The sequence below is a fragment of the Cellvibrio sp. genome, assembly GCF_053579595.1.
On the sequence record NZ_JBRFPI010000012.1, the window covers coordinates 1 to 24,774 of the forward strand.

18 protein-coding genes and 3 pseudogenes are annotated in these 24,774 nt (G+C 47.5%); 8 read left to right on the forward strand and 13 right to left on the reverse strand.

The annotated features are described in order from the left end of the window. From mutS to ACWA6V_RS01560, 8 genes and pseudogenes are all read right to left on the reverse strand, one after another. Positions 1-1,861, reverse strand: a pseudogene (gene mutS, locus ACWA6V_RS01525) (DNA mismatch repair protein MutS); the annotation flags it as partial. Between the two features lie 126 nt (positions 1,862-1,987). After that, positions 1,988-2,947 carry a sulfite exporter TauE/SafE family protein gene (locus ACWA6V_RS01530; protein WP_449520856.1) on the reverse strand — a complete coding sequence of 320 codons (960 nt, stop codon included), beginning with the start codon at positions 2,945-2,947 and terminating at the stop codon, positions 1,988-1,990. 355 nt (positions 2,948-3,302) lie between these two features. Further along, the gene (locus ACWA6V_RS01535; RefSeq protein ID WP_449520857.1) at positions 3,303-4,361 is read right to left on the reverse strand and encodes a sulfate/molybdate ABC transporter ATP-binding protein; all 1,059 of its coding nucleotides are present in this window, start codon (positions 4,359-4,361) and stop codon (positions 3,303-3,305) included. Between the two features lie 25 nt (positions 4,362-4,386). Then, positions 4,387-5,283, reverse strand: coding sequence for a sulfate ABC transporter permease subunit CysW (gene cysW / locus ACWA6V_RS01540; RefSeq protein WP_331350794.1), 897 nt, complete (start codon positions 5,281-5,283; stop codon positions 4,387-4,389). Positions 5,284-5,285: 2 nt separating this feature from the next. Beyond that, positions 5,286-6,170 (reverse strand): sulfate ABC transporter permease subunit CysT, encoded by an 885-nt coding sequence (gene cysT, locus ACWA6V_RS01545; protein WP_449520858.1) that lies wholly within the window; start codon positions 6,168-6,170, stop codon positions 5,286-5,288. Positions 6,171-6,283: 113 nt separating this feature from the next. Continuing rightward, entirely contained in the window at positions 6,284-7,288 is a 1,005-nt protein-coding gene (locus ACWA6V_RS01550; protein ID WP_449520859.1) for a sulfate ABC transporter substrate-binding protein, read from the reverse strand. Positions 7,289-7,364: 76 nt separating this feature from the next. Further along, entirely contained in the window at positions 7,365-8,615 is a 1,251-nt protein-coding gene (locus tag ACWA6V_RS01555; protein WP_449520860.1) for a porin, read from the reverse strand. Positions 8,616-8,711: 96 nt separating this feature from the next. Beyond that, positions 8,712-8,888 (reverse strand): YezD family protein, encoded by a 177-nt coding sequence (locus ACWA6V_RS01560; RefSeq protein WP_449520861.1) that lies wholly within the window; start codon positions 8,886-8,888, stop codon positions 8,712-8,714. A gap of 304 nt (positions 8,889-9,192) precedes the next feature. On the opposite strand from ACWA6V_RS01560, the gene ACWA6V_RS01565 reads away from it, so the two are divergent. The 3 genes from ACWA6V_RS01565 (at position 9,193) to ACWA6V_RS01575 (ending at position 13,005) form a co-directional block, all read left to right on the forward strand. Beyond that, on the forward strand, positions 9,193-11,391 hold the full coding sequence (locus tag ACWA6V_RS01565) for a protein-disulfide reductase DsbD family protein (RefSeq protein WP_449520862.1): 2,199 nt from the start codon (positions 9,193-9,195) through the stop codon (positions 11,389-11,391). A gap of 30 nt (positions 11,392-11,421) precedes the next feature. Next, positions 11,422-12,036 (forward strand): redoxin domain-containing protein, encoded by a 615-nt coding sequence (locus ACWA6V_RS01570; RefSeq protein ID WP_449520863.1) that lies wholly within the window; start codon positions 11,422-11,424, stop codon positions 12,034-12,036. Positions 12,037-12,111: 75 nt separating this feature from the next. Continuing rightward, positions 12,112-13,005 (forward strand): dienelactone hydrolase family protein, encoded by an 894-nt coding sequence (locus ACWA6V_RS01575; protein WP_449520864.1) that lies wholly within the window; start codon positions 12,112-12,114, stop codon positions 13,003-13,005. 170 nt (positions 13,006-13,175) lie between these two features. On the opposite strand, the gene ACWA6V_RS01580 is transcribed toward ACWA6V_RS01575, so the two are convergent. Continuing rightward, positions 13,176-14,399, reverse strand: a complete 1,224-nt coding sequence (locus tag ACWA6V_RS01580) for a diguanylate cyclase (RefSeq protein WP_449520865.1) — start codon at positions 14,397-14,399, stop codon at positions 13,176-13,178. A 255-nt stretch (positions 14,400-14,654) separates the two neighbouring features. Between ACWA6V_RS01580 and ACWA6V_RS01585 the strand changes: the two are divergent. The 4 genes and pseudogenes from ACWA6V_RS01585 to ACWA6V_RS01600 form a co-directional block, all read left to right on the forward strand. Then, positions 14,655-14,963, forward strand: a pseudogene (locus ACWA6V_RS01585) (dienelactone hydrolase family protein); the annotation flags it as partial. A 233-nt stretch (positions 14,964-15,196) separates the two neighbouring features. Further along, positions 15,197-16,030 carry a putative porin gene (locus ACWA6V_RS01590; protein WP_449520866.1) on the forward strand — a complete coding sequence of 278 codons (834 nt, stop codon included), beginning with the start codon at positions 15,197-15,199 and terminating at the stop codon, positions 16,028-16,030. 176 nt (positions 16,031-16,206) lie between these two features. Next, a pseudogene (locus ACWA6V_RS01595) lies at positions 16,207-16,308 on the forward strand (hypothetical protein); the annotation flags it as partial. A 23-nt stretch (positions 16,309-16,331) separates the two neighbouring features. Further along, positions 16,332-16,469 (forward strand): hypothetical protein, encoded by a 138-nt coding sequence (locus ACWA6V_RS01600; RefSeq protein WP_449520872.1) that lies wholly within the window; start codon positions 16,332-16,334, stop codon positions 16,467-16,469. A 70-nt stretch (positions 16,470-16,539) separates the two neighbouring features. Here ACWA6V_RS01600 and ACWA6V_RS01605 read toward each other — a convergent pair whose 3' ends face one another. Next, on the reverse strand, positions 16,540-18,027 hold the full coding sequence (locus ACWA6V_RS01605; RefSeq protein ID WP_449520867.1) for a hypothetical protein: 1,488 nt from the start codon (positions 18,025-18,027) through the stop codon (positions 16,540-16,542). Between the two features lie 43 nt (positions 18,028-18,070). Here ACWA6V_RS01605 and ACWA6V_RS01610 point away from each other — a divergent pair, with 43 nt between their 5' ends. Further along, complete coding sequence (locus ACWA6V_RS01610) at positions 18,071-18,310, forward strand: hypothetical protein (protein ID WP_449520868.1); 240 nt, start codon at positions 18,071-18,073, stop codon at positions 18,308-18,310. A gap of 337 nt (positions 18,311-18,647) precedes the next feature. On the opposite strand, the gene ACWA6V_RS01615 is transcribed toward ACWA6V_RS01610, so the two are convergent. The 3 genes from ACWA6V_RS01615 to ACWA6V_RS01625 all read right to left on the reverse strand — a co-directional run. Then, positions 18,648-20,990 carry a glycoside hydrolase family 2 TIM barrel-domain containing protein gene (locus tag ACWA6V_RS01615; protein ID WP_449520869.1) on the reverse strand — a complete coding sequence of 781 codons (2,343 nt, stop codon included), beginning with the start codon at positions 20,988-20,990 and terminating at the stop codon, positions 18,648-18,650. Positions 20,991-21,035: 45 nt separating this feature from the next. Next, entirely contained in the window at positions 21,036-22,163 is a 1,128-nt protein-coding gene (locus tag ACWA6V_RS01620; RefSeq protein WP_449520870.1) for a glycoside hydrolase family 53 protein, read from the reverse strand. 117 nt (positions 22,164-22,280) lie between these two features. Continuing rightward, the coding region (locus tag ACWA6V_RS01625) for a TonB-dependent receptor (RefSeq protein WP_449520871.1) at positions 22,281-24,774 on the reverse strand (2,494 nt) is incomplete at its 5' end.

Below are 24,774 nucleotides of genomic sequence, written 5' to 3' on the forward strand. Positions count from 1 at the left end.
CCATATTCGGGCCGGTGATGATGAGCATATGGCGCTGCGGATTAAATTCCAGATCGTTCGGCACAAAGGGCGCCGAAGTCACTTGCTCAACCACCGGATGGCGCCCGCCAATAATATTAATGCCGGCGCGCAAGGATAATTCCGGCTTGCAAAAACCGAGTGCATCGGCGCGTTCGGCGAGTGTGGTGAGCACATCCAATTCGGCAACGGCAGCAGCTGAATCCTGCAATGGGACTAATTGCATATTCAAAATATCAATCAATTCTTCGTAGAGTGCTTTTTCGCGTGCAAGCGCACGGCTCTGTGCTGACAGCGCTTTATCTTCAAACTCTTTTAGTTCGGGGGTGATGTAACGCTCGGCATTTTTTAATGTCTGGCGACGAATATAATCCGCCGGTGCTTTTTCCGATTGCGCCGTTGTCAATTCAATAAAATAACCGTGTACACGGTTGTAACCAACTTTTAATGTCGGGATACCCGTGCGCTCACGTTCACGTGTTTCCAAATCCAATAAATACTGGCCAGCATTGGTGCTGATATTGCGCAGGTCATCCAACTCGGCATCGTAACCTTCGGCGATAACACCGCCATCGCGAATCACCACTGGCGGGTTTTCAATAATCGCGCGCGATAACAATTCTACCAAATCGGGAAAGGTCGAAATTTGCTGCGCGAGATTTTTTAACTGCGATGAATTTTTATGAGCTAACTCATTCTGTAATTCAGGATAGGTGCCAATCGACATCAACAAGCGCGATAAATCGCGCGGGCGCGCTGAGCGCAACGCAAGGCGACCAAGGATGCGCTCCATATCACCGACACGTTTTAAAATGCCATTAAAAATTTCAAACGCTTAATTGTGTTGTAACTCAGCGATCGCATCCTGCCGACCAATTAATAAAACCAGATCGCGCAGTGGGCGATTCAACCAGCGGCGCAATAATCGGCTGCCCATACTGGTCGCACTGCGATTAAGCACAGAAAATAATGTGTGTTCATCACCGCCCGTTAAATTGATATCCAATTCCAAATTGCGGCGCGTCGCTGCATCCATAATCACCGCTTCATCACGGTTTTCATGGGCAAGGCTGCGCACATGGGGCAGGGCAGTGCGCTGGGTTTCGCGCGCGTAACTTAATAAACAGCCCGCGGCGCAGAGCGCAGTTTTTAAATGGTCGCAACCAAATCCTGCCAAATCTTTAGTGGAAAATTGTTGGATCAATAACCGCTCGGCTGTTTCTAAATCAAATTCCCAAGGGCCACGGCGGCGCAACCCTTTACGGTTTTCTACCAATGCGGGTGTGGTGATGTGATCGCTAATTAATAATTCGGCTGGACTTAATCGCTGCAATTCTCCCAGCGCCGATTCCAAACCTTCCACTTCCAAAACCAGAAAGCGACCGCTGGCCATATCCAGTGATGCGATTCCGAACGTCTCGCCGGACTGATGCAACGCCACTAACAAATTATCGCGGCGCGAATCAAGCAGCGCCTCATCGCTCACGGTTCCAGGAGTCACAATGCGCATTACTTTGCGCTCAACCGGCCCCTTACTGGTTGCCGGGTCGCCGATCTGCTCGCAGACCGCCACCGACACACCTTCTTTTACCAGTTTGGCGAGGTAGCCATCGGCCGAATGAAACGGAATGCCTGCCATGGGAATCGGTTCGCCATTGGACTTGCCGCGTGCGGTGAGGGTGATATCCAGAATCTCCGAGGCGCGTTTGGCATCGTCAAAAAACAGCTCGTAAAAATCCCCCATGCGATAAAACACCATCTCGTCTTTATGCTGGGCTTTGATGCGTAAATACTGCTGCATCATAGGTGTGTGATTATCGTTGGCTTCGATGGTATTGGACATGAGGGTGACCGGCTGAGGAGAAAATAGGCCGCCATTCTAAGGGATTCGCTGGTCTATCAAAACCCTAAACAAAAACGGCAGGTTTATTCAATAACCTGCCGTTTGTTGGTTTTTTGAGCGCGTTCATTACCCGACAAGCGCCTTATACAGATTAAACACTGATATCCCGCTAATCAGCAATCCCACCAAAATCAGCAGAGTTCTAGTCGAGAACTTTTTGCATGCATAGGCGGCGAAGGGTGCTGCGAATAACCCGCCTACAATCAGCCCTACCACCACATGCCAGATAGTTTCATCGACCAAAATAAACAGCGATGCAGCACTGGTAAGGGTGAGGAAAAACTCAGCAAAGTTCACTGATCCAATCGTGGTGCGTGGATCATGGCCCGTGCCGACCAGTGTGGTGGTAACCACGGGTCCCCAGCCGCCACCGCCCGAGGTATCCACAAAGCCGCCAAGCAGCGCCAGCTTGGCAACGTGTTTGGGTTCTTCTTTGCGGGTGGCAATGTGTTTACGGAAGGCTTTGCTTAAGACGTAAACACCCATCAGCAATAAATATACGGTGATATAGGGTTTGAGGATTTTGCCATCCACTTGTGTAACCAACATTGCACCAAGCAGGCCGCCGATAATCCCAGGCACCAATAGGCGGACAAAAAGTTTTTTATTCACATTGCCAAATTTTGCGTGGGATATTCCCGAGATGCCGGTAGTAAATACCTCTGCCATATGCACAGATGCGGTAGCAAGTGCTGGGGAGGCCCCAGTCGCTAATAAAAAACTGGTAGATGTCAAACCATAAGCCATGCCTAATGCGCCATCGACAATTTGCGCTAGCAGACCGACTAGCAATGCATTCCAGAACATGGAATCATCCAGTGTAGTTTTAATGGTGGTGACACCGTCATCCCAACTGTTGCCGAATACTTGCGCCACACCAAGTCCGACCAGACTGATTAAGGTCAGTATCGCAAACCAAACTGCAGTGCGAATAACGGGATGATTTTTTTCTACTGGAGGTATGCCCAGTGCTTCATGTTCCTGATTGACAGGGCTATCAGATAAATCAAGGTTGCGAATTTTCATTATATTTTCCAGTTGTCTGGTTGGTCACGATGGAGCTATTGATCGCTTTGCGAAAGTGGCTGCATCCTATCCAGTCATATCTAATCTGGGAAATACCAAGTTCTTATGTGCTTATAACTTTCTGTATTGGTGTATTTGCTTCTAAGCAAAGTCCAAAATAAACTTTTTCGATTTTCATTCTGCCTCCTAGTTTTATTCCCAGCTCTTACGAGTTATCTAATAAAACGCCAAAAGCGCTAGCCCAAACGATGAAGAAGCGGTTTTTTGTGGTCGTTTGGATTGTGAATTTGGTGGCGAATAGGTTCGGGATAAATAGTCGTGGTGGGTACTCTCCACCACGATACTTTTTTAAAATTTACTTTTGCAAAAATATTTTTGAATTGGTGGGTTTAGCGTACACCGACGCACCTACCGACAAATTCAAATTGCGCTCCTGCGCGCGCGGCAATTCCACATGCAGTGCATCTTTGCTGAGTTGATGTAACAGCTCAATACGCAAGACCGAGCCTGCAGTGCTCACATGGGCAACACGCGCGGCAATGGCACCTTCGCTGTCGATTTTACTCAATTCAATGTCGTGTGGGCGCACATAGGCGATAGCGGCCTGATCCTGCACGCTGTTGTGTTCCGGTGCGGGCAATTTGTAATCGCCAATATGAGCCCAACCGTTATCGACACGGCTGTGGAATAAATTCACCTGGCCAATAAAATCGTACACAAATGGGCTGGCAGGATTGTTGTAAATATCATCCGGTGAACCTATTTGTTCGATGTTGCCTTTGTTTAATACCACGATTTTATCGGCCACTTCCATTGCCTCTTCCTGATCGTGGGTTACAAAGATGGAGGTGATGTGCAGTTCATCGTGCAAGCGGCGCAACCAGCGGCGCAAGTCTTTACGCACTTTAGCGTCGAGTGCACCGAAAGGTTCATCGAGCAATAATACTTTTGGTTCAACTGCCAGCGCACGTGCCAAGGCAATACGTTGGCGCTGCCCACCAGACAGTTGATGCGGGTAGCGATCCGCCAACCAATCCAGTTGCACCAGCTCCAATAATTCATGCACACGTTTTTTAATGGATTCGTTAGTGGGGCGCGTCTCTTTCGGGCGCACTGTCAAACCAAATGCAACGTTATCGAATACCGTCATGTGGCGAAACAATGCATAGTGTTGAAATACAAAACCCACATTGCGTTCACGCACATGCACATTAGTGGCATCTTCACCGTGGAAGTGCACACTGCCTGCATCGGGGTTTTCTAACCCGGCGATAATACGCAGTAGCGTCGTTTTACCACAGCCGGATGGGCCGAGCAGGGCGACTAATTCACCGGTGGGGAAATCCAGTGACACATTATTCAAGGCAGTAAAATTGCCAAAGGTTTTATGCAGATTGCGGACTTGGATGCTCATACAGTTGTTCTCGCAAATTAGTTAATTACTGTGCACTTGCCGCACGCACGGCCAGTTCATGTTCGCGGGCGGCTTTCCACTCCAACAAACTTTTTAATACCAGTGTCACTAATGCCAATAAGGCCAGCAGCGATGCAACTGCAAACGCGGCGGCAAATTGATATTCGTTGTACAGAATTTCAATGTGTAGCGGCAGGGTATTGGTTTGCTCGCGGATTTTTCCCGAGACCACACTCACCGCACCGAACTCACCCATGGCGCGGGCGTTACATAAAATCATGCCGTACAGCAGCGCCCATTTAACCGATGGCAAGGTCACGCGCCAAAACATTTTCCAACCGCTGGCGCCCAGGGTAATCGCTGCCTCTTCCTGCTCTTTACCTTGTTCCTGCATCAACGGAATTAACTCCCGCGCTACAAACGGAAAAGTGATAAACACTGTGGCGAGCACTATGCCCGGAACGGCAAACATAATTTGAATATCGTGATCGCCTAACCAGGGGCCAAAAAATCCCTGGCGGCCAAACAGCAACATATAAATCAAACCGGCAATAACGGGTGATACTGCAAAAGGTAAATCGATTAAGGTGATAACAAATTGTTTGCCGCGGAAATCAAATTTGGCGATGGCCCAGGCTGCAGCTAAACCAAAAATCACATTGCAAGGCACCGCAATCGCGGCTGCAATCAATGTCAGTTTTATCGCATGGGCAGCAGCGGGTTCAGTAATCGCAGCGAAATAGACTTGCGCACCTTTGGCAAAGGCTTCGGTAAACACAATCACCAAAGGTAAAAATAAAAACAGGGCAAGAAAGGTTAGTGCAATGCTAATTAACACTACGCGCACCCAGGTTGCTTCACTGGTGGCTGCATGTGCAGCGCCAGTTTTGCGTGAATTCAGTGATGAAACAGCACCGGCCATGATTAACCTCCTGTGCGCTTATGGCTCCAATGCTGGAGCAAGTTAATGAGCAGTAATAACACGAAGGAAAATATCAACATGACCGTACCGAGTGCAGCGGCACCGGCGTAATCAAATTGTTCGAGTTTGGTCATAATCAACAGCGGTGTAATTTCAGTTTTGTAGGGCATATTGCCGCTGATAAATACCACTGAACCGTATTCACCAATCGCGCGTGCAAATGCCAACGCAAATCCAGTTAATAGTGAAGGCAAAAGTGCAGGTAATAAAACCCGTCTAAATGTTTGCCAGCGCGATGCACCTAAACTGGCGGCGGCTTCTTCCACTTCTGCTTCCAGATCAGCAAGTACGGGCTGCACTGTGCGTACGACAAACGGCAATCCGATAAACGTGAGTGCAACGGTTACGCCCAGCCAGGTATAGGCGACTTTGATATCGGCCAACCAAAACCACTGGCCCACCCAACCTTTTGTTGTGTAAAGCGCAGTGAGTGCAATACCGGCAACGGCAGTGGGCAATGCAAAGGGCAAATCAACCAATGCATCGATTAGGCGTTTGCCAAAAAAATCGTAGCGCACTAACACCCAGGCGACGATTAAACCGAAAACCAAATTAATGCTGGCGGCGGCGAGCGATGCACCGAAAGTTAATTGATAACTGGCTACCGCACGTGGATTGCTAACGACTGCCCACAATTCCGGCCAACTCAGTTCAAGGGATTTAAGTACCAGGCCTGCCAGTGGAATAAATACAATTAAACTGGCGTAGAGTGCGGCGAGGCCGATGGATAAACCAAAACCGGGTAGCACCGATTTTTTCACCCAAGGTTTTTTGGGTTTTGGGACGGGCGATGTTGTATCGAACACCGCAGAAGCTATCTCACTCATTTACAACTCTCTTTGAGTACCCATTCTTTTGCGTTAGGGGGATCAGGAAACTAAGATTCGATAATCGAGACGGAAAACGATCGTTATCCGCCCCGGAATTTATATTCTAAAAATTATTGATAAATCTGATCAAAAATGCCGCCATCACCAAAGTGGAACGGTTGTGCTTTCGACCAGCCACCAAAATCGTCGATTGTCACCAGCTCCAATTTTGGAAATGTTTTTGCGTGGGCTTCGGCAACCTGTGCATCGCGTGGGCGGTAATAATGTTTTGCCGCAATGTTTTGGCCTTCTTTGGTGTAAAGATATTCAAGGTAAGCTTTGGCTACTTCATAATTGCCATTGGCTTTTGCATTTTCATCCACTACGGCAACTGAAGGCTCTGCCAAAATTGACAGGCTCGGTACCACAATTTCTACTTCATCCGCACCTAATTCATTGACTGCCAAAAATGCTTCGTTTTCCCAGGTAATCAAAATATCGCCAATACCGCGCTGTACAAAAGTCGTAGTTGAGCCGCGCGCACCTGTATCCAACACCGGAACATTTTTAAACAGCGCGCGTACAAATTCTTGTGCACCTGCATCGTCTTTACCTTGTTTTTTTGCGTAAGCCCATGCCGCCAAATAGTTCCAGCGTGCACCGCCAGAGGTTTTTGGATTGGGGGTAATGACCTCAACGCCTTTCTTGGTTAAATCATTCCAATCTTTAATATTTTTTGGATTGCCTTTGCGCACCAAAAATACAATAGTAGAAGTATAAGGAGCACTGTTTTGCGGTAATTTGGTAACCCAGTCGGCAGGTAGAAGTCCGCCGATTTTTGCGATAGGGTCAATGTCGCCTGCAAGCGCAAGTGTTACCACATCAGCACGCAAACCGTCGATTACCGCGCGTGATTGCGCACCTGAACCGCCGTGTGATTGATCCACACTGACATTATCGCCAGTTTTTTCTTTCCAGTGTTTAGCGAATGCGGCATTAAAATCGCGATAGAGTTCGCGTGTTGGGTCGTAAGAAACGTTTAACAGGGTAATATCTTTTGCAAACACACTGCCTGCAATCAAACTTGCAGCAATAATTGCCGCGGATTTACTAATAAATCTTACTGTAAATTTCATGATGATCATCTCTCAAAAAGTATCTGGTTTCGGCATACCCTATGCGCAAGGCGGATAGGGCAAGAGCGCAAACAAATTAAAAACGGAAATCAAAACCAAATGCCGCAGTGCTATCCGTTGTGGCTTTGGTGCTGATCTTGTCATCACCATCTACTTCTACACTGGCAAAATAACCAAATACACGTGTGCCTGCGTTGAAGTTGTAATCCAAACCGACGGCAATACCTTCCAATTCAGCATCGGCATAAAGCGCGTTGGTTGGCGTCGTGGTTGAACTCGCGTATTGAATTTTGGTGAGCCATGGGCCGGCAATTTTCCATTGCGCATTCAATACATAACCGTCTTGCTCTTTAAATCCATTACCGGATGCGCCGTCCCATTCAGAGAGTGGGTTTAAACCGTTTTGCGCACCGAGGGTGGTGCCGTTAGTGCCAACAAAAGTGGATAAGCCACCGAGGCTATCAACATCTTCGTGGCGCTCAGCGGTTTGGTAAATTGCGCCGAGTTTTACCGCACCGAGTGTAACTTCACCCACTGCGCGCAGTGCATCAGTGGTTGCAACGTTGTTGTCATAACCAACGCCTACAAACCACTTGGCTTTACCGTAAGTCACTGAAACCGATTTGCCTGAGGCAAAATCATTGTCGTCTTGCTGGTTGGTGGCACTGACCGGAACACCAGTTTCTTCCGCTTGAATAGCGGCGAGATTGATTTCCAATCCGCGAAATAGAATCGGCGAGGTGTATTGGATAACATTGTCCGGGCGGTTTTCACCGACGATATAAGTCCCTATATCGCCTAATGGTGAATCGTTGAAACGATCAACATCCGTGCGCAGTACCGTGTTGGTTTGCAGGGTTTTTAATGGGGTATCATTTTTACCCACAAGGATTGAACCCCACTCGCCGCGCAGACCACCAAAAATATTACGCTGGCTTAATTCGCGGCCATTGCTGTTGGTGCCGTTGTCTACATCCACACCGTATTCCAAACGGTAGAACACAGTTACGCTGGAGGATGCATCAAAATCGCCTTGAATCCCCAAGCGTGAACCTGTGCTTTCCAATGCAAATGTATCTAATTCTGTTGTTACACCGGTTGCACCAATATGTTTATAGGTAGTGGCGCCTGCAGCGGTAGGGTCGAAATTAATTTTTTCCAAATCATATTGATTGGCAGTTAAATGGATTTTCCCGTAGAGCGTTGGAAAACCCGCGAATGCATTGGCCGAAAGTGCGATACCAACTGCAATCGTTAATGCATTGCGCTGAAAAACATTTTTTGCTACGAATGGTCGCACAACCGACCAGGGTGTTTGAAATGACATGCTAATCTCCAGATTTCACATATCACTTCCGGTGGTCCGGTCAGTGGCATTTTTGTTTGTTGTTTGTGGCTAGACTATTTTTTTGAGTGTCGCTGACTACTTGGTGTTTACACCTTTTTCCCAGCGTTTTTTCTCGCGGCGTTCAATTTGCACTACTTGACCATTGTGAACTTGAATCTCTAATGAGCCGTATTCAATCAGTGCAAGTTGCTTTTTTATTTCATTGAGTATGTCACTGAGGTGTTGTTCACCTCCTGCTTGGGCGTTGGCCATAATGCATATCCAGTTATTGATTGAGAGCTTGTATCGGGTGTGCAGTAATGACTGACCTGGGCATAGTAGTGGGCGTTACTTCTTTTCAAAAATACTGTTTTTTTATTAGCTTATAACCTACACAGTTTTTCAGCAGTTTTTAATCTATCGCTAGGGTGGAATCTTGTGCACTCATTAATCAGTGTGAATTTTTGTTAATGCCGTTAATTTTGGTGGATAAATACTGTCAGTGTCTGTATCCAGTGGTAGTCAAAACCCAATCGCCTTTGATAACAGAATAATAGGAGTGGCAGGTGTTCAATCTATGATGAGTTTTTCAAACTGGAAATCTGTATCACTAGCGCTGCTTATGATGGCTGGTGGTTGTATTGTTCAAAGCGCATTCGCAGATGGCTCGGCAGTGTCCAACAGAGCAGCCACTGAACAAGTAACTGCGGAGTTAGTGGCATCGGTACAGGCAGTGCAGCCCGGCGCAGAGATTCATCTCGGCGTGCATCAACACATTATTCCCCACTGGCACACCTATTGGGTTAATCCCGGTGATTCCGGAACGGCCACCAGCATCGCTTGGACCTTGCCCGAGGGCGCAACGGCGAGCGAGATTATCTGGCCTGCGCCGGGCCGTTTTCCGATGGGGCCGATCACTAATTACGCCTATGAAAATGAGGTCACCCTGCTCACCAAAATCACGGTGCCTGCCAGCGTGAATCCGGGTGAGGAATTTACCGTGCAGGCGCTGGTGGATTGGTTGGTATGCAAAGAGGAATGCATTCCGCAGCAGGTCGAGTTGGCGCTCAGTTTGCCGGTGGTTGCAGCCACAGAAACAGTGGGGGCAGGTGATGCGCGTATAGATCAAGCGCTCGCGCGTCTGCCTGTCCCCAGCCCTTGGGATATTCGCGCAAGCCAAACAGCGATTAATCCCGACACTGCCCAGGGCGAATTAACCCTGCATATTCCGTTATCAGCGCAGCAGCGCGCGCAGGTAAAGGATATTTGGTTTTATCCCTATGACTGGGGGCGCATTCAGCAGAGTGATGCGCAGCAACGCAAAGAAGGTGCGGATGGCATCGCATTAACAATTAAAACCGGTGAGGCGCCTGCACGCATCGGTGATGCTTTAACTGGCGTATTAGTGGTAAGTGAACAGTCGGGCGATGATGCGTCGCAAATAATATCGCGCGGCTTTGAAGTGAGCAGTGTGGTGCAGGCGCAAGCCGCTGAAGGAGCAACAGCCCCGATCAGTTTTGTCAGTGCATTACTGCTCGCACTTGTCGGCGGCATTATTTTAAATCTTATGCCCTGTGTGTTTCCGGTGTTGTCGATTAAAGCCTTGTCACTCGTCAGCCACGCTAACCAAAGTGCGGCGCAGGTGCGCATGCAAGGTGTGGTGTACACACTCGGTGTGCTGGCGAGTTTTGCATTGCTCGCGCTGTTATTGATTGTATTAAAAGCGGGCGGTGCACAGATTGGTTGGGGTTTTCAATTTCAATCGCCATTGTTTGTATTGGCGGTGGCGTATTTGATGTTTGCGGTGGGCTTGAGTTTATCCGGCGTTTTTTATATTGGCGGTTCGATCGCGGGGGTAGGCTCGTCGCTCACTGAAAAGCCCGGTTACAGCGGCAGTTTTTTTACCGGTGTGCTCGCCACAATTGTCGCTACGCCCTGCACAGCGCCGTTTATGGCAGCGGCATTGGGGTATGCGCTCGCGCAACCGGCGGCAGCATTGTTGGCGATTTTTTTAAGTCTGGGTTTGGGTTTGGCGCTGCCTTATTTAGTGCTGAGCTGCTGGCCAGGTTTGCAGCGCCGCTTGCCGCGCCCCGGCATGTGGATGGAGCGCGCCAAACAAATCTTGGCCTTTCCCATGTATGCCGCTGCGATTTGGCTGGTGTGGGTGCTGGTGCAGCAGGCGGGTGTAAATGCGCTGGTGATTGCCCTGGGCGGCATGTTGCTCATCGCCTTTGCGGCCTGGTTGTATAACACCACCTTGTTATCTAGCACGCGTGTGCGCAGAGCGGGAACGGTTTTCGCTATCGCATTAATTACGTTTGTATCAGGTGTTAGTTACCTCAGTGTTAATTCGAGCAGTGCTAGCGCGGGCAGTGCTAGCGCGGGCAATACCGCAGCAAACAACGAAAACAAATTAACAGAGCAAAATTGGGAGCCATACAGCGAGGCGCGCCTCGCGGAATTATTGCGCGAAGGAAAACCGGTGTTTTTAAATTTCACGGCGTCCTGGTGCATCAGTTGTTTGGTGAATGAACGTGTCGCGTTGAGCGATGCGAGCGTAATAGAAACATTTAAGCAGCAGGGCATAGTCTATTTAAAAGGGGATTGGACCAATCGCGATGCGGCGATCACCCAATTCCTGCAAAAATTTAATCGCAGTGGTGTACCGCTTTATGTGTTTTATCCGGCAGGTCAGTCAGAGCAACCGGCAGAGCTGCCACAAATTTTAACGCCCGATATGGTAATAGCAGCAGTTACAAAACCCGCGTCACTTTAATTATTTTCAACAACTGGATAGGAGTCTTTTATGTCATTGTTAAAAATTGCCGCCGCAAGTCTCGCCATAGTTTTCGCAAGTTCACAGGCGATGGCCGAACCGATTATCAACAAACCCGCACCTACCTTTTCCGGTAAAGCGGCCGATGGTTCCACCATTAATCTCGCCGATTTAAAAGGTAAAACTGTGGTGCTTGAGTGGACCAACCACGACTGCCCCTATGTGAAAAAACATTACGATCAAAGCAGTAATATTCCTGGATTGCAAAAAGACGCCACCGGTAAAGAGGTGGTCTGGCTGCAAGTCATTTCATCGGCTCCCGGCCAGCAGGGCAATGTCGATGGCGCAACCGCCATCAGCCTGAATGAAAAACGCGGCGCAGCACCCACCAATACCATTCTTGATCCGGAAGGCACCATCGGCAAACTCTACAACGCCAAAACCACACCGCATATGTTTGTGATTAATGCAGAGGGCACTCTGGTGTACAAAGGTGGTATCGACAGTATTAAAACCGCAAACCCTGCCGATATTCCCAAAGCTGTGCCCTATGTAAAAGAAGCATTGGAAGCGTTAAGTGCAGGTAAAGAAATTCCTAACCCAAGCACCGCGCCCTATGGTTGCTCAGTGAAATACGCGAGCTAATCTCGCGCTATGCCGACGTAAAAAAATTAACGGGCCGCCATATTAGCGGCCCATTTTATTTTTAGGGAGCCAATGATGACACGCAAAACCGCTGACGATTTTCATCCTGAAGTTTTAAAGTTGTTTGACCAATATGTGCATGGCCAGGCATCGCGACGCGATTTTTTAACCGGCGCTGCAAAATACGCCGCCCTTGCCGGTGTCACTGCCAGCGGGCTACTCGCTGCACTCAGCCCGCAATTTGCGGCTGCACAACAAATAAAACCTGACGATGCACGCATTCACACCAGCTATGTAGAAATTGATTCACCTACTGGCAACGGCAAGGTACGCGGCTACCTGGTGCGCCCCGCAAAACTGAGTGGAAAATTGCCGACGGTATTAGTCGTGCATGAGAATCGCGGCTTAAATCCACATATTGAAGATATTGCCCGCCGCGTTGCGCTGGATAATTTTATCGCCTTCGCTCCCGATGCCTTATTTACGCTTGGCGGCTATCCGGGCGATGAAGACAAAGCGCGCGAACTGTTTCAAAAGCTCGACCAAACCAAAACCCAGGAAGATTTTGTAGTGGCTGCGCAGTATCTGCAAAAATTGCCCGAGGGTAATGGCAAATTGGGTGTGGTCGGTTTCTGCTACGGCGGCGGCATCGCCAACTTTCTCGCCACAAGAATGCCGGAATTAAATGCCGCTGTCCCTTTTTACGGTCGCCATGCGGATGCAGCTGCGGTCGCGAATATCAAAGCGCCCTTGTTAATTCATTTGGCCAGTGAAGATGAGCGTATCAACGCCGGTTGGCCAGATTATGAAAGCGCATTGAAAAAACACGGCAAACCATTTGCAGCACACATCTACCCAAAAACCCAACACGGCTTCAATAACGACACTACCCCCCGCTACGACGAAGCCGCCGCTAATTTAGCTTGGCAACGCACCATCGATTTTTTCAAAAAACATCTACAGGGATAGAAAGTACATACTTTAGCGGCTGGTGCATTTTTCCGGCCGCTGGGCCTAATGCTTAAGTGGTTATTCATGTCTGTGTAATCTTACGTAATCACTTTTTAAATCCCTTATGAATGTCTAGATAGCCTTAGTGCAATGCCTAATTCAATTTTTCGCTAGGCATTACTGGCATATTATGATGCTACTACTACCTGATTACGACCTTGCATTTTTGCCTCGTAGAGTGCTGCATCTGCGCGGTGCAATAGATGGGTTATACTTTCGTTGATGACATACTCTGCGACTCCTATCGACACCGTAAAATTAATAAGTGAGTTTGCGAATAAAACACTTGAACGTGCTAGCACCTGGCGTAAGCGGTTGGCGATGTCTTTTGCCGCATTGATTTGGGTATCGGGCAAAATAAAATAAAATTCCTCTCCTCCTACGCGATAAAAAGTATCTTGTGCTCTTATCACCTCTTTGCTCACATTCACCAAATTCTGCAGTACCAAGTCACCAGCTGCATGTCCGTAGCTGTCATTAATTCTTTTAAACTTATCAACATCTAATACTAATGTAGAAAAGAGCCGGTTACTGCGTTTGCTTTGTTCTATCTCTCGTGCGGCGGTTTGGAAAAATGCACGCCGATTTGGTGCTCCGGTAAGCTCATCTATCAGTGTTAATTCGCGCAACTGTTTTTCTAGAAGGTTGCGTTCGGTTATATCAAATATGGCGCCCACTTGGCCATACACTTGGTTTTCTGGGTAATGGAAAACAGCTTTGTGGAATTGCACATCACGTAAGGTGCCATCGGCATAGCGCACTTGGGTTTCGTATTCCTGCAGGCCTTTGTTATTGAGCAAATCTATATCCGCCTTCTCATAACGTTGTGCAAGTTCTTTTGGTGCGACGAAATAGACGTCCCGCCCTAATAATTCGTTACGAGAAAAGCCTAAATAGTTCTCGAAGGCTGTGTTACAACCGCGATAGATATGATTTTTATCTTTGAAGAAGAGTGGTATGGGTAAGGAGTCAAATACTGCTTGGAGTAATTCAGGGTCATTATTTGACTTAAGATTATGGCGTTGGTGACGATAGTATTCAGAGAGAATATTAGCCGTAGCCGCAATTATATCGCCAGCAGGAATGCAGTTGATTGCTCCTTTATTCAGCCATTCTGACAATGCCCGCAAATGCCACTCTTGTACAAGTACAATGATTGTTTGAGTGTCGAGCAGAGGTGCGAATTCTAGACCTACATCGCTAGCATCCAACAATAGAATATTGGCAGTATCTAGAGTGTTGGAAAGTTCATCCAGATACTGCCACTCAACCTCAATCCCCAACTGTATTAGCTGCAGATTAATGTTAGTGCTTAGCTCTCTATTCTTTTTTAGAATCTGCAGCTTAAACAAGGGATTAGTCTCAGTGATCAACATGGTTTAAGGATTTACACTCTTATTTTAGCTGATAAATACCAACGAAGATTTTTTTTAATACCTTTGCACAGACAGCCATTTTTACAACATTAATCTATACGTCCTACCTCTTATACGTAGAAATGCATAAATGAAATAGGATATGGTCAGTATTGGTTTAGGCGTTCAAACGGGCGGGTGCAGGCAGCAGCGACAGAACAATGTCTGTAAAAATTACCTGAAGAAAATGACAAACTGGGCGTAGTGGGTTTCTGTTATGGCGGCGGCATCGCCAATTTTCTCGCCACTAGAATGCCGGAATTAAATGCCGCCGTACCTTTTTATGGCCGCCATGCGGATGTGGCTGCGGTCGCGAATATAAAAGCGCCCTTGTTAATTCATTTAGCCAGTGAAGATGAACGCATCAAAGCCGATTGGCCAGAGTACGAAAGTGCATTGAAAAAACAGGGCAAACCATTTGTAGCCCACATCTACCCAAACACCCAACACGGCTTCAATAACGACACTACCCCCGCTACGACGAAGCCGCCGCTAATTTAGCTTGGCAACGCACCATCGATTTTTTCAATAAACATCCGCGCGGGTAATGAGTGCAAGCTCATTGGGCGATGTAAAAATATTTTGCAGAAAAGCAAAAAGCCCCACATGCAATCATGTGGGGCTTTCTCATGGTTGTATCAGTCTGTAACATTTCATTGCAATTCATGGCTCGATCACTAGTATGACGGCTGCATCCAAAGGAGATGCGTGAGTTGTTACCTAGAGGAATAGTTATGAAATTAGCAGTATTGAGCGCAATCGTTGCCACATCCAGCTTTACTATCGCACCATTTGCCCTGTCTGAAACCTATCGAACCGAAATTAGCGCGAATTATGGTGAGACTGATTCCGATTATTATTCGGGCGATAATTACTCGGTTGGTTTATCCGGAAAACTGTATTTTTCTCCGGTTGATACAGCGGGATTGCCATTGGCTGAGGCTGCCTTTTTGCAAAAAGCGAGCTCATTTTCCGTTTCGTTATCTAATAGTGAATATGAATACGAGGGAGATAATCAAGATGCTTACTCGCGTGGTGCGAACCTAACCTATTTTGTGCCCAATAGTATTTTTTTTGTCGGTGCAGGAATTACGGAAAACAAGTGGACTTATCATTATCGCTTGAATGATGAATCCAATTTTATTAAAGGCTCAACGGACTGGGAATCGCGCTGGAATGCAGCAGTGGGTATTGCCCCGATAGATGGCCTGCAGGTGTGGTCGGATTTCTATGAGCATACGGATGTTTCTGAACATTGGAACCTGAATGCAAAGTATGTAAAACCCTTGGTTGGTGAGCGGGCATTTGGTGTTGAAGTGCGTTACGGCGAATATAACGAGTCTGATAGCCATTCGATAAATGCCAGCGCGGATTACTACTTTACGCATCGTTTTAGTGTAGGCGCTGGTGTAGGCCAAGTGTGGAGCGATGAATCCGATATTGAAGATCAAAACACATACAATATTCATGCACGTCACTTTTTAACAGAAAATGCCAGCGTGGAGCTGTCGTATTCTGATTATGATTATTCAACGGGTTGGCAGCTTGGTGGAACCGTTCGGTTTTAACGCCTAGCCCGTAAGGAGGGAAACGTATTACGGATTTTTATTTTCATAAAGATGCCCGTATTTCGCTTGGCTCCATACGGGCTACGAGTTGAAATGATTGAATAATCAACCCCCCCCCGCTAAAACTAATCGCCGCCAAATGTGGATTGGCGGGTGTGTAGTTATTCCAAGTGCGTGTGCTCGGCTTATCATCATCAAACCAGTTTTTGGCAATCACGTCTACATTATTGGCGGGTTATAAAACCGAAGAGGTGGGTACTGAATTAAATCGCGAAGGTATTGCGGTACGCTCCGGGCATCAGTGCGCACAACCGATTTTGCGTCGCGTCGCTTTGGTTTGGAAACTACCGTGCGCCCAAGTTTTGCGTTTTACAACACCTGTGAAGAAATTGATTTATTGGTGTCGGTAGTGGAGCGTTTGAGTCGTACGCGGCGTTGATAGGGGAATTGCTCTGGTCTCCAAGTTGGCAACAACTCGTAACACGAGGTGCTGCCAAATTGAAGAAGTGCTAGTTAAAGTTGTCTATCTTAAATCGTTTCACAATCAATTCTGCGTAACCATCGTTGGAATTATTGCTCAACAATGCGAAATTAAATTTGGCAACTTTGGTTAAATCCAGAGGGGTTAAACCGCCGACAAAATTGCTCAGTGGAACGCGAACGCTGGTAAACTCGGTTGCGGCGGGCAGTATTATTTGATTGTGTGTTCCACCATGCACAGCATATTGGCGCAACTGCAAGTTAACACTTTGGTTGGATTGGTAGGTGATATCGATAAAGCTTGAATTGCTCAGGTCAACCGCTTCGGCCTCGCCGGTTTTATCAAAACCGGTTATCGGAAATGACATTTCACCCCAGGGTGCTACGGTCATGCGCACCATGGCTATTGGTGTGCCATCCAGCAATACCAATGGATCTGTCCCCGTGGCCGGGATCAACTGCTTGGAGCCGGTGTTGCTGCCCAGTTTCCAGTTGCGGAAACCACTAATAGACAGCGACACCGGATTCAGTTGGCAGCCGCTGCCAGAAAAATTTCCTGATGTGCCCTTGGTAGTATTTACCCAGGTGCCAATCAAAAGGCCGGACTCAATACCCAACAACCCTTGCAGCTGTGTTTTGTCGGCAGTGGCGATGGTTAACCAGGGGCCGGTTAATTGGCCGCCGAGCGTTTGGGTTTCATGGGTTTTAAGATTGTAAGCTGAACCGGTGACTTTATTGGCTGCATCAATATCAATACTCAGCACGCCGGTATTATTGCCGTTAAAACTCGCGCTAAAACGATAGACGGCATTACTCGCACCGCCCACGCGCGTTGCGCTGACAGATCCGCTGCGCGTTTCTTTTTTCCATTTGCCGGTGATGTCATTGGCTGAAATAAATTCGGCGTTATAGCTGCTCTTATCGTTGCTGCTGCCTGTTTCAAACGCTGCTGTTTGATTGTATTGCAGCGGAGTTATCGCGCTCAATTCGGTAGGTTCAAGGGTGTTTTCCGGCAGCGCAAATCCATTCACTTCGCCATTTAATGCATTGACGAAAAACGCGAGCTTGCCGTTGCTATCGCCGCTGTTATCCTCTGTGAAGGTACCCTGATAAATGCCCGAATAATTGCACAGGTGAGTGGCTTCCAGATGTTCTTTTGCATCGGTAGTCTCGGGTAGTTGATGTGTGCCTCCATCGGCGGCCGAGGCTGCCGTCATAATAGTAGTCATGTTTTGTTCAAACATGGGGGCACTAAAATCAATTTGCGTCCAGTTGTTTGCTGCCGTTTGTAGCGCGGTTGAAAGTTGAATGCCATTTTCGCTGTAGGCATCGGCATCGAGCATCAACAAAAAGCGCACCATATTTTGTACGGTTTGATGGGTGGAGCTACCGTTCTCAACCAAATCGATGGGGGTAATCAATGGTTTCCCCAGGGTGCTGCCCAGTGTTATGCCGCCGATTGAAAAACTGATGGATTTTCCCTGCTCGTAGGTAAATGTTCCCGTGCTATTGGTCATGCCTGTCTGCGCGCCTGAAACAAAGCGCACGCCGGAAATACTCGTGTCCTTAAATTGTCCCTGCAGGACAATTGCTGCAGCAGTTGAACTCGCAGTGGGTGCAGAACTGGACGTTGGTGTAGAACTGGACGTTGGTGTAGAGCTGGACGCGGGTATGGAACTGACGTTGGCTATGGAGCTGGGTTTTGGTGTGCTATTTGTGTTTCCGCCACCGCCACATGCAGCGAGCATGAAAGATGAAATCAAAATGAATGCAATTTTGTTGTACATATGTCCCTCATAGATAGGATAAAAATTGAAATAAGTCTGTGCGCCGCAGAAAAAGCGGAGCAAAGCAAATTCAGCGCAAATCAGCGCAGGGTGAAGTTAGCTAGAGGAATTACTGCGTAGGGGAGTGGGTGGAAGCATCGCATCAGCCCATCGTAGGAGGGCTTTATAATTTTGACGCGGATCTTGCGCGATAAATAGCCGCTAGTCAACTGAAAGCTGTTGGTGTAATTCACACCGAAGTATTTTTATATCTGTGATATGCCCGTTGTTAAGAACATAACTGCCCATAAGAACTGGCGTCATCTTTTCCAGGACAACGCCAATTAGGCATCAATAATTTTAATAGGCTGTTAGAGTTTCAAATTGGCACCGGCTAGATTATCACTAGCAGCACTAATATTGATGTCATCCAGCGAATCGCCAATTTCAACTAATGCACTTGCAATACCACTGCTAGTGCTGACTTCGACCGGACTGATCAATTTTGCATTGCCGCGAATTCCAAAGGTAACCGGGATATTATTAGTGCGTACCAAATTGCCGGTGCTATCCACTAATTGCGCATATACAAACACAATGTCTTTAACGCCAGCTTGAGGTGCTTTTCCGCTGGTATCTACCGTTAAACGAATATTCGTTGCTACGCTAGCGGTTATGACTTTATGTTCCGCAACGGCTTTGCCATTAATGTAACCAATGGCTTTCAATTCGCCTGCCTCGTATTTTTCAAGTGCAAAACTAAAGGGTGGGTTTTTCAGATTTTTACTGTTGCCATTTTGATCCGGTGTTTGTTTAGCGATAATTTTTCCATTAAGTAATAATTCCACTTCATCGGCATTGCTGAATACGCGCACACTGGTATCGGATTTTTCGGTCCACTCGCTCGCGATAAATACCATAGGGCCAGAACTGAATTTGTCAGATACTTCACTCGCATCGCGCTGGCTTTGGTAAAAGTAGTAGCTGTATTTCGGTAGGCGATCAATACTCATAATGCCCGAACTTTCCAAGTCCGGTGCGTAACCGCGGTTGTAATCAAACATCACCCAGTAGCCATCAGCAAATGCCGGTGTGTTGAAGTTATCGTTGTGTGCTTCCTGAATGTTGGCTGCCTGCTGCAACAAACGTGTTTCGCCATCGCTTAATAATTGGCGGCTGGAGCGGTCTGCTTGCAGCAAATTTGCCCATTCGGTTTGGTTTAAACCGGCATTCATGGCGTAATACTCCCAATCACCATATTCACTGACGATGTAGGGCTTGCTTGGCTCTTTGTAGTGTTCCAAACGATGCTGGCGCGCTTGTAGATAAATATCGTAACCGTATTCCTGCCAACCAGCAGACATTGCGCCCGGATATTCTTCATCGATAATTTTGGTGAGTGAATCGATAAAAGGTTCGGTCATCCAGGATTCATTGAGCGAACATTCCCAGGCCATTACTGAGGGGTGATTGCGGTCACGGCGAATTAAATCCCGGCAGGTTTGTTGAATTTGCGCCTGGAATGCCGGGTCTTCAGAAAAATATTGCCAACCTAAAATAGAGTCCAGCAGCACCAGGCCTAGTTCATCGGCAGCGGCCATAAACGCTGGTGAGTGCGGGTAATGTGAGAGGCGTACGTAATCAAATCCGGCGGATTTTATTTTGACGGCATCGCGATAATCTGCTGCATCAGACGTTGCGTAACCAACATAAGGATATTCTTGATGGCGATTTACCCCGCGCAGGAATGTTGCCTCGCCATTGATCAATAATTGATTTTTTACCCACTTGAATTCGCGTATACCTATGCGTGTGGTCTGTTCGTCTACCAACGAATCGCCTTCATAAACACGGGTAACCAAATGGTAGAGATTAGGTGTTTTGGGAGACCAAAGTTGCGGATTGGCAAGCACTAAATCAATAGTGTTTTCGGCATCTGTTTTTCCGTTCACCGTTTGCAGTTCGCCAGTTTGGTCAACGACTACTTTATCTCCAGCCAATAATTTTTGCACAACACGGAATTTTTTCGGATCAATATGCGCGTTGGCGAGATGGGTTTTGATTCTGATAGTGGCTTGTTCGGTCGTAACTTGTGGATAGCTTACAAAAATTCCACCGCTTGCGGTTTTGCCTGCAGCGACCGCATCAGTAATATGCAAATCATTATTAACCTGCAAATACACGTGGCGATAAATACCTCCATAGGTATTAAAATCCAAATCCTTTAATGGCTTGGGACCAGTGACCGGATTGTCGCGATTATCCAGCCGCACCATCAATTCATTGGGTGTATCCCACTTTAGTTTTTCGGTGAGATTAACCGTGAAGGGCAAATATCCACCGACATGGGTAATGAGTTTTTCACCGTTTAACCAAACTTCAGCAACATTCATTGCTGCTTCGAATTTTAATGAGATTTGTTTACCTTTCCAGCTCTCTTCTGTTGCGATGGTTTTTTTATACCAGGCATCACCCTGGAATTGTTCGTTTACCACGAGTGGCTCGATTTTGGGAGTGTGCGGGATTTGCACAGGTTCCCATTCTTTTTGCTGTTGCGCTGTTGCCAGATCGAGTGCATTGTTGCTGCGGAAAAATTGCCAGTCTTTATCGTAGAGCGTATCGCCAACAGGCGATGTATGTTGCGGTGCTGGCGAACAGGAAGCGATCAAACTACACAGTGCCAAGGTATAGATGTGAATTTTTTTGTTAATCATATTCTCTCTCACTCGTATTCTTCTTGAATTGCATGGGTGATTACATTATTCGGTATAGTCTGCCGAAAAAAACAAAAATGCGGGTAGGGCATTGTTGTGGCGTGTTGCATCAAAAAAGCTGGCGTTTTCCCAATGCGAGCCTTTGCCCCACAAGGTTTTGCAGCGAGTGCTGACCCAAGCCGGTTCCCAGTAGATAACGCCCAGTCCACCTGAGGCTTTTACCAATTGGGTTAATGTTAGCAGATAAAGCAGCTGGCCTTTAGCGCTGGCAGGATATTCGGGCTGCACCGCTTTCTCACCCAAAACATTGCCAGCCTTGTCAAAATTATGCAGCGTCCAGGGGTAAGCGGTTTCTACAATCATCACCTCTTTGCGATAGGTGTTTTTTAATTCTTTAATGGCATCCGGCAAATCCGGTAGTTTATAAGTGGACCACTGCGGATAATAGGAGAGGCCAATAATATCGAAATCGGTCACACCATTTTCGCTTGCCTGTTTAAACCACCAGAGCGCGTTTTCCGGTTGGGCGATATGCAACACAATCTGGATAGGTTTTTGGGATTGTTTGCTGTAATCGCGCACGGCTTTAATGCCGCTATTTAACAATTTTGCATTACGTTGCCAATTGGGAATGCCGTGTACTATGGAGTTCTCTTGTTGCAGTATTTCGATATTGGTTTCGTTACCAACTTGCACCATGTCGGGTAACAGATTTTTTTTATCGAGAGCAGCGAGTGTCTCCGTTGTGTAATCGTATAACGCTTGAGCGAGTTGATTGGTATCGGTGATATGCGCCCAGGCTTTGGGAATAAATTGTTTTTCGGGGTCAGTCCAAGTATCGGAATAATGAAAATCCAACAGGGTTTTCATTTTATTATCTTTCGCGCGTTGTAGCGTTTTACTCACATCGGCGAGGTCAGAGTATTTCGTCCATTCGGCGTCATGCCATAGGCGCACACGTACTAGGTCAGCACTTTTTTTGGCGAAGAGTGCAAAGGGATCCTGTTTTTTACCTTTGTCGTAATAGGTTGCTCCGCAATCCTCCATTTCATTGACATAAGATAGATCAGCACCGACGTAAAAGGGCTTTGCATTAATTGGTACAGGTGTGTTTGCCAAAGTGCTTGCGGCGATAAAACCTATGGCAAGAAGCAGTAATTTTTTAATCATCATCTAGCTCATCTATGTGTTGTGGAATTGTGGTTCCCAAAAAAACACGGCTGCCGAAGCAGCCGCACAATAAGGGAGAGTTCCATTAACAAGTTAAAGCAGTATTACCAACAAAACGTACTAGAGTTTCCAGTTCAAACCAACAGAATAGCGAGTGCCAAACTCTTCATATTTGTTGATGTGGTTTGGATTATTGGACTCCAAACCGTAAGTTTTGTACGGCTCGTCGGTGAGGTTTTGTACCTGGAAGTAGACTTTGTAATGGTCGTTGAATTCGTACGACAAACTCAAATCCCAATAGCCTTCCGCATCGTTCATGCCTTCTTCGCCCATCACCAGATTGATATCGCGTTGGAATTCACTGCGATAGCTGTAGGATGTGCGCGCTTCAAAACCGTTCAGGTAATACCAGAGCGTAAAGTTAGCGACATCTTCCGACAAGCCCGTCAAACCGGCTTTGTAATCGCTGTTCAGCGGTACAAACTGTTCAACGTTGGATTCGTTGTGCGAGTAGTTGGTGTAAATCCCCAAACCATTAAAAGGCGCCGGTAAGAAATCAAACGATTGTTGCCACAGTAATTCGTAGCCGCGGATGTAACCGCCGCTGCCGTTAATGGGGCGCGATACTTTGTATTCTTTACCATTGCTCACCACAGTTTCTGCATCGGCAGCGCGGGCGATAAAACTTTCCAAATCTTTGTAGAAAAGCGTTGCTGCAAATTGTGAACCTTCAGCGTAGTACCATTCGTAAGAAAGGTCCGCTTGATCAGCGCGGAATGGATCGAGTTTTGGATTACCGGAAGTGGATTCACCCGGGTTTGAACCCCACAAATCTTCATTCAAATTGAGACTCGGGCTCATCATGTTAACCGGAGCGCGTGCCATGGTTTTGGCGGCTGCGAAACGAATTAATTGTTCATCGTTCAGGTTCAATGTCCAGTTGGTGCTTGGCAGCACGTCGCTGTAGTCGTGATCAACTGATATGGCGTTGACGACTTGTTGTGGCTGCCAGTTGCCCGGAGTGACTTCTACCCAAACATCTTCTCCTTGCTGATAGCCGCTGGAAGTGGTTTCAGTTTCTACATTGCGCACGCCGAGATTACCGGTAAGTGCTAATCCGAATACTTCAGTGCCCATATCCAATTGCACGTATTGCGCGCTGATATCTTCACTGACATCCCAACTGGAAATTAAATCATCCGCATCGCCCGGTGTCGGATTTTTCAGGCCACCGAAATAATTGTTGATGACTGCATTGCGATCAACACTCAGATAGTCGGGAAGGTCGCTCCAGTAGCTTGCACTTTTTGCATCGATAATCGCGTTGGCCGGAATGGCTGCACCAGCGTTTTGTGTAACGCTCTGTGACCAAATTTGGCCATGCTCAAATTTATCGCGGCTGGAAATAGCAGCACCAAATTTAACGGCTTGCACAAAGCCATTATCAAAGTCGCGGGTGAAATCCAATTTGAATGAACTGAGTTCATCGCCGCCTTCAGCTTGGGGTTGTACTTGAATATTGGCGACATTATTGGTGCTGGTGTCAGTTAATGACGCGTCCAACAATTTAAATGTCATACGCCCATCATTAGTCGCACCAAAGGTTGCGCGGCCGGGAGCGCTGTTTTCAGTGCGCACTGTGGCCCAACGTTTGTCGCGGCTGGTTTCAGAAATGCCAGCGTCGGCAGCGACTGTCCACAAATCTTGCGACCACTTCACGTTTACACCGTGGCTGGTGAGCTCGTCGTCTTGCACGTATTCTTCGTTCAGATTGCGCAGGGAGCTGAGGTTAACAGTGCCGGAAATTAAATCTACAGCGCCAGCGCCCAGGTTGCTGTTGGTGTAAGCCGTTGGGACCGTGCTGATCAGGTCCCACTGGTTGTCGAAATTGTTGCTGATTTGGAAATCAAAACCGCGCTGATTTTCGCGGATATCAAATGAAGACCAGAAGCCATCATAGGAAATTTCAAGATTATCGTTTGGCTGCCATTGAATCGCGCCCATCACACCTTGGCGTTCGTCTTCACCGCCACGTACAAGGGCAGAACCACCCCAAGGCGCGATCACGTTTGCACCCAACTCGCTGTTCCATTGGGTGTTGTGCCAGGTATCGCCGTAGTTCCACAGCTCGGCGCGTTGGGTGGCGATGGATTCAGAACGGCCTGAATAGCCAATAGCTACGCCGAGGGTGTCATCGAGGAATTGGTCGATATAGGAAATGCTGACGCGTTGGCCGATGCCATTATTCGCAGCATCATCAACATCTTTGCCCAGTTCGGAAGAGGTTGCACGCAGATCGACTACCACTTTGGTGGAGTCGTAATCCAGCGGCTTGATGGTGTCCAGGTTTACAGTGCCCGATACACCGCCTTCAGCAATCCAGGCTTGCGGGGTTTTGTAGACTTGCGCCGCATTGATCAATTCGGAGGGGAATTGGTCGTAGCGGATGTTGCGTGTCTCTTCCAGAATCGCCACTTCGCGGCCATTCAGGGTGGTAAAGCCGAGCATACCGCCCATACCGCGGATCGAAATCTGGCTGCCATTGCCGCGGTCGCGGTCTTGCGCCAAACCGGGCAGGCGTTTTAATGAATCACTGATGGAGACGTCAGGCAAC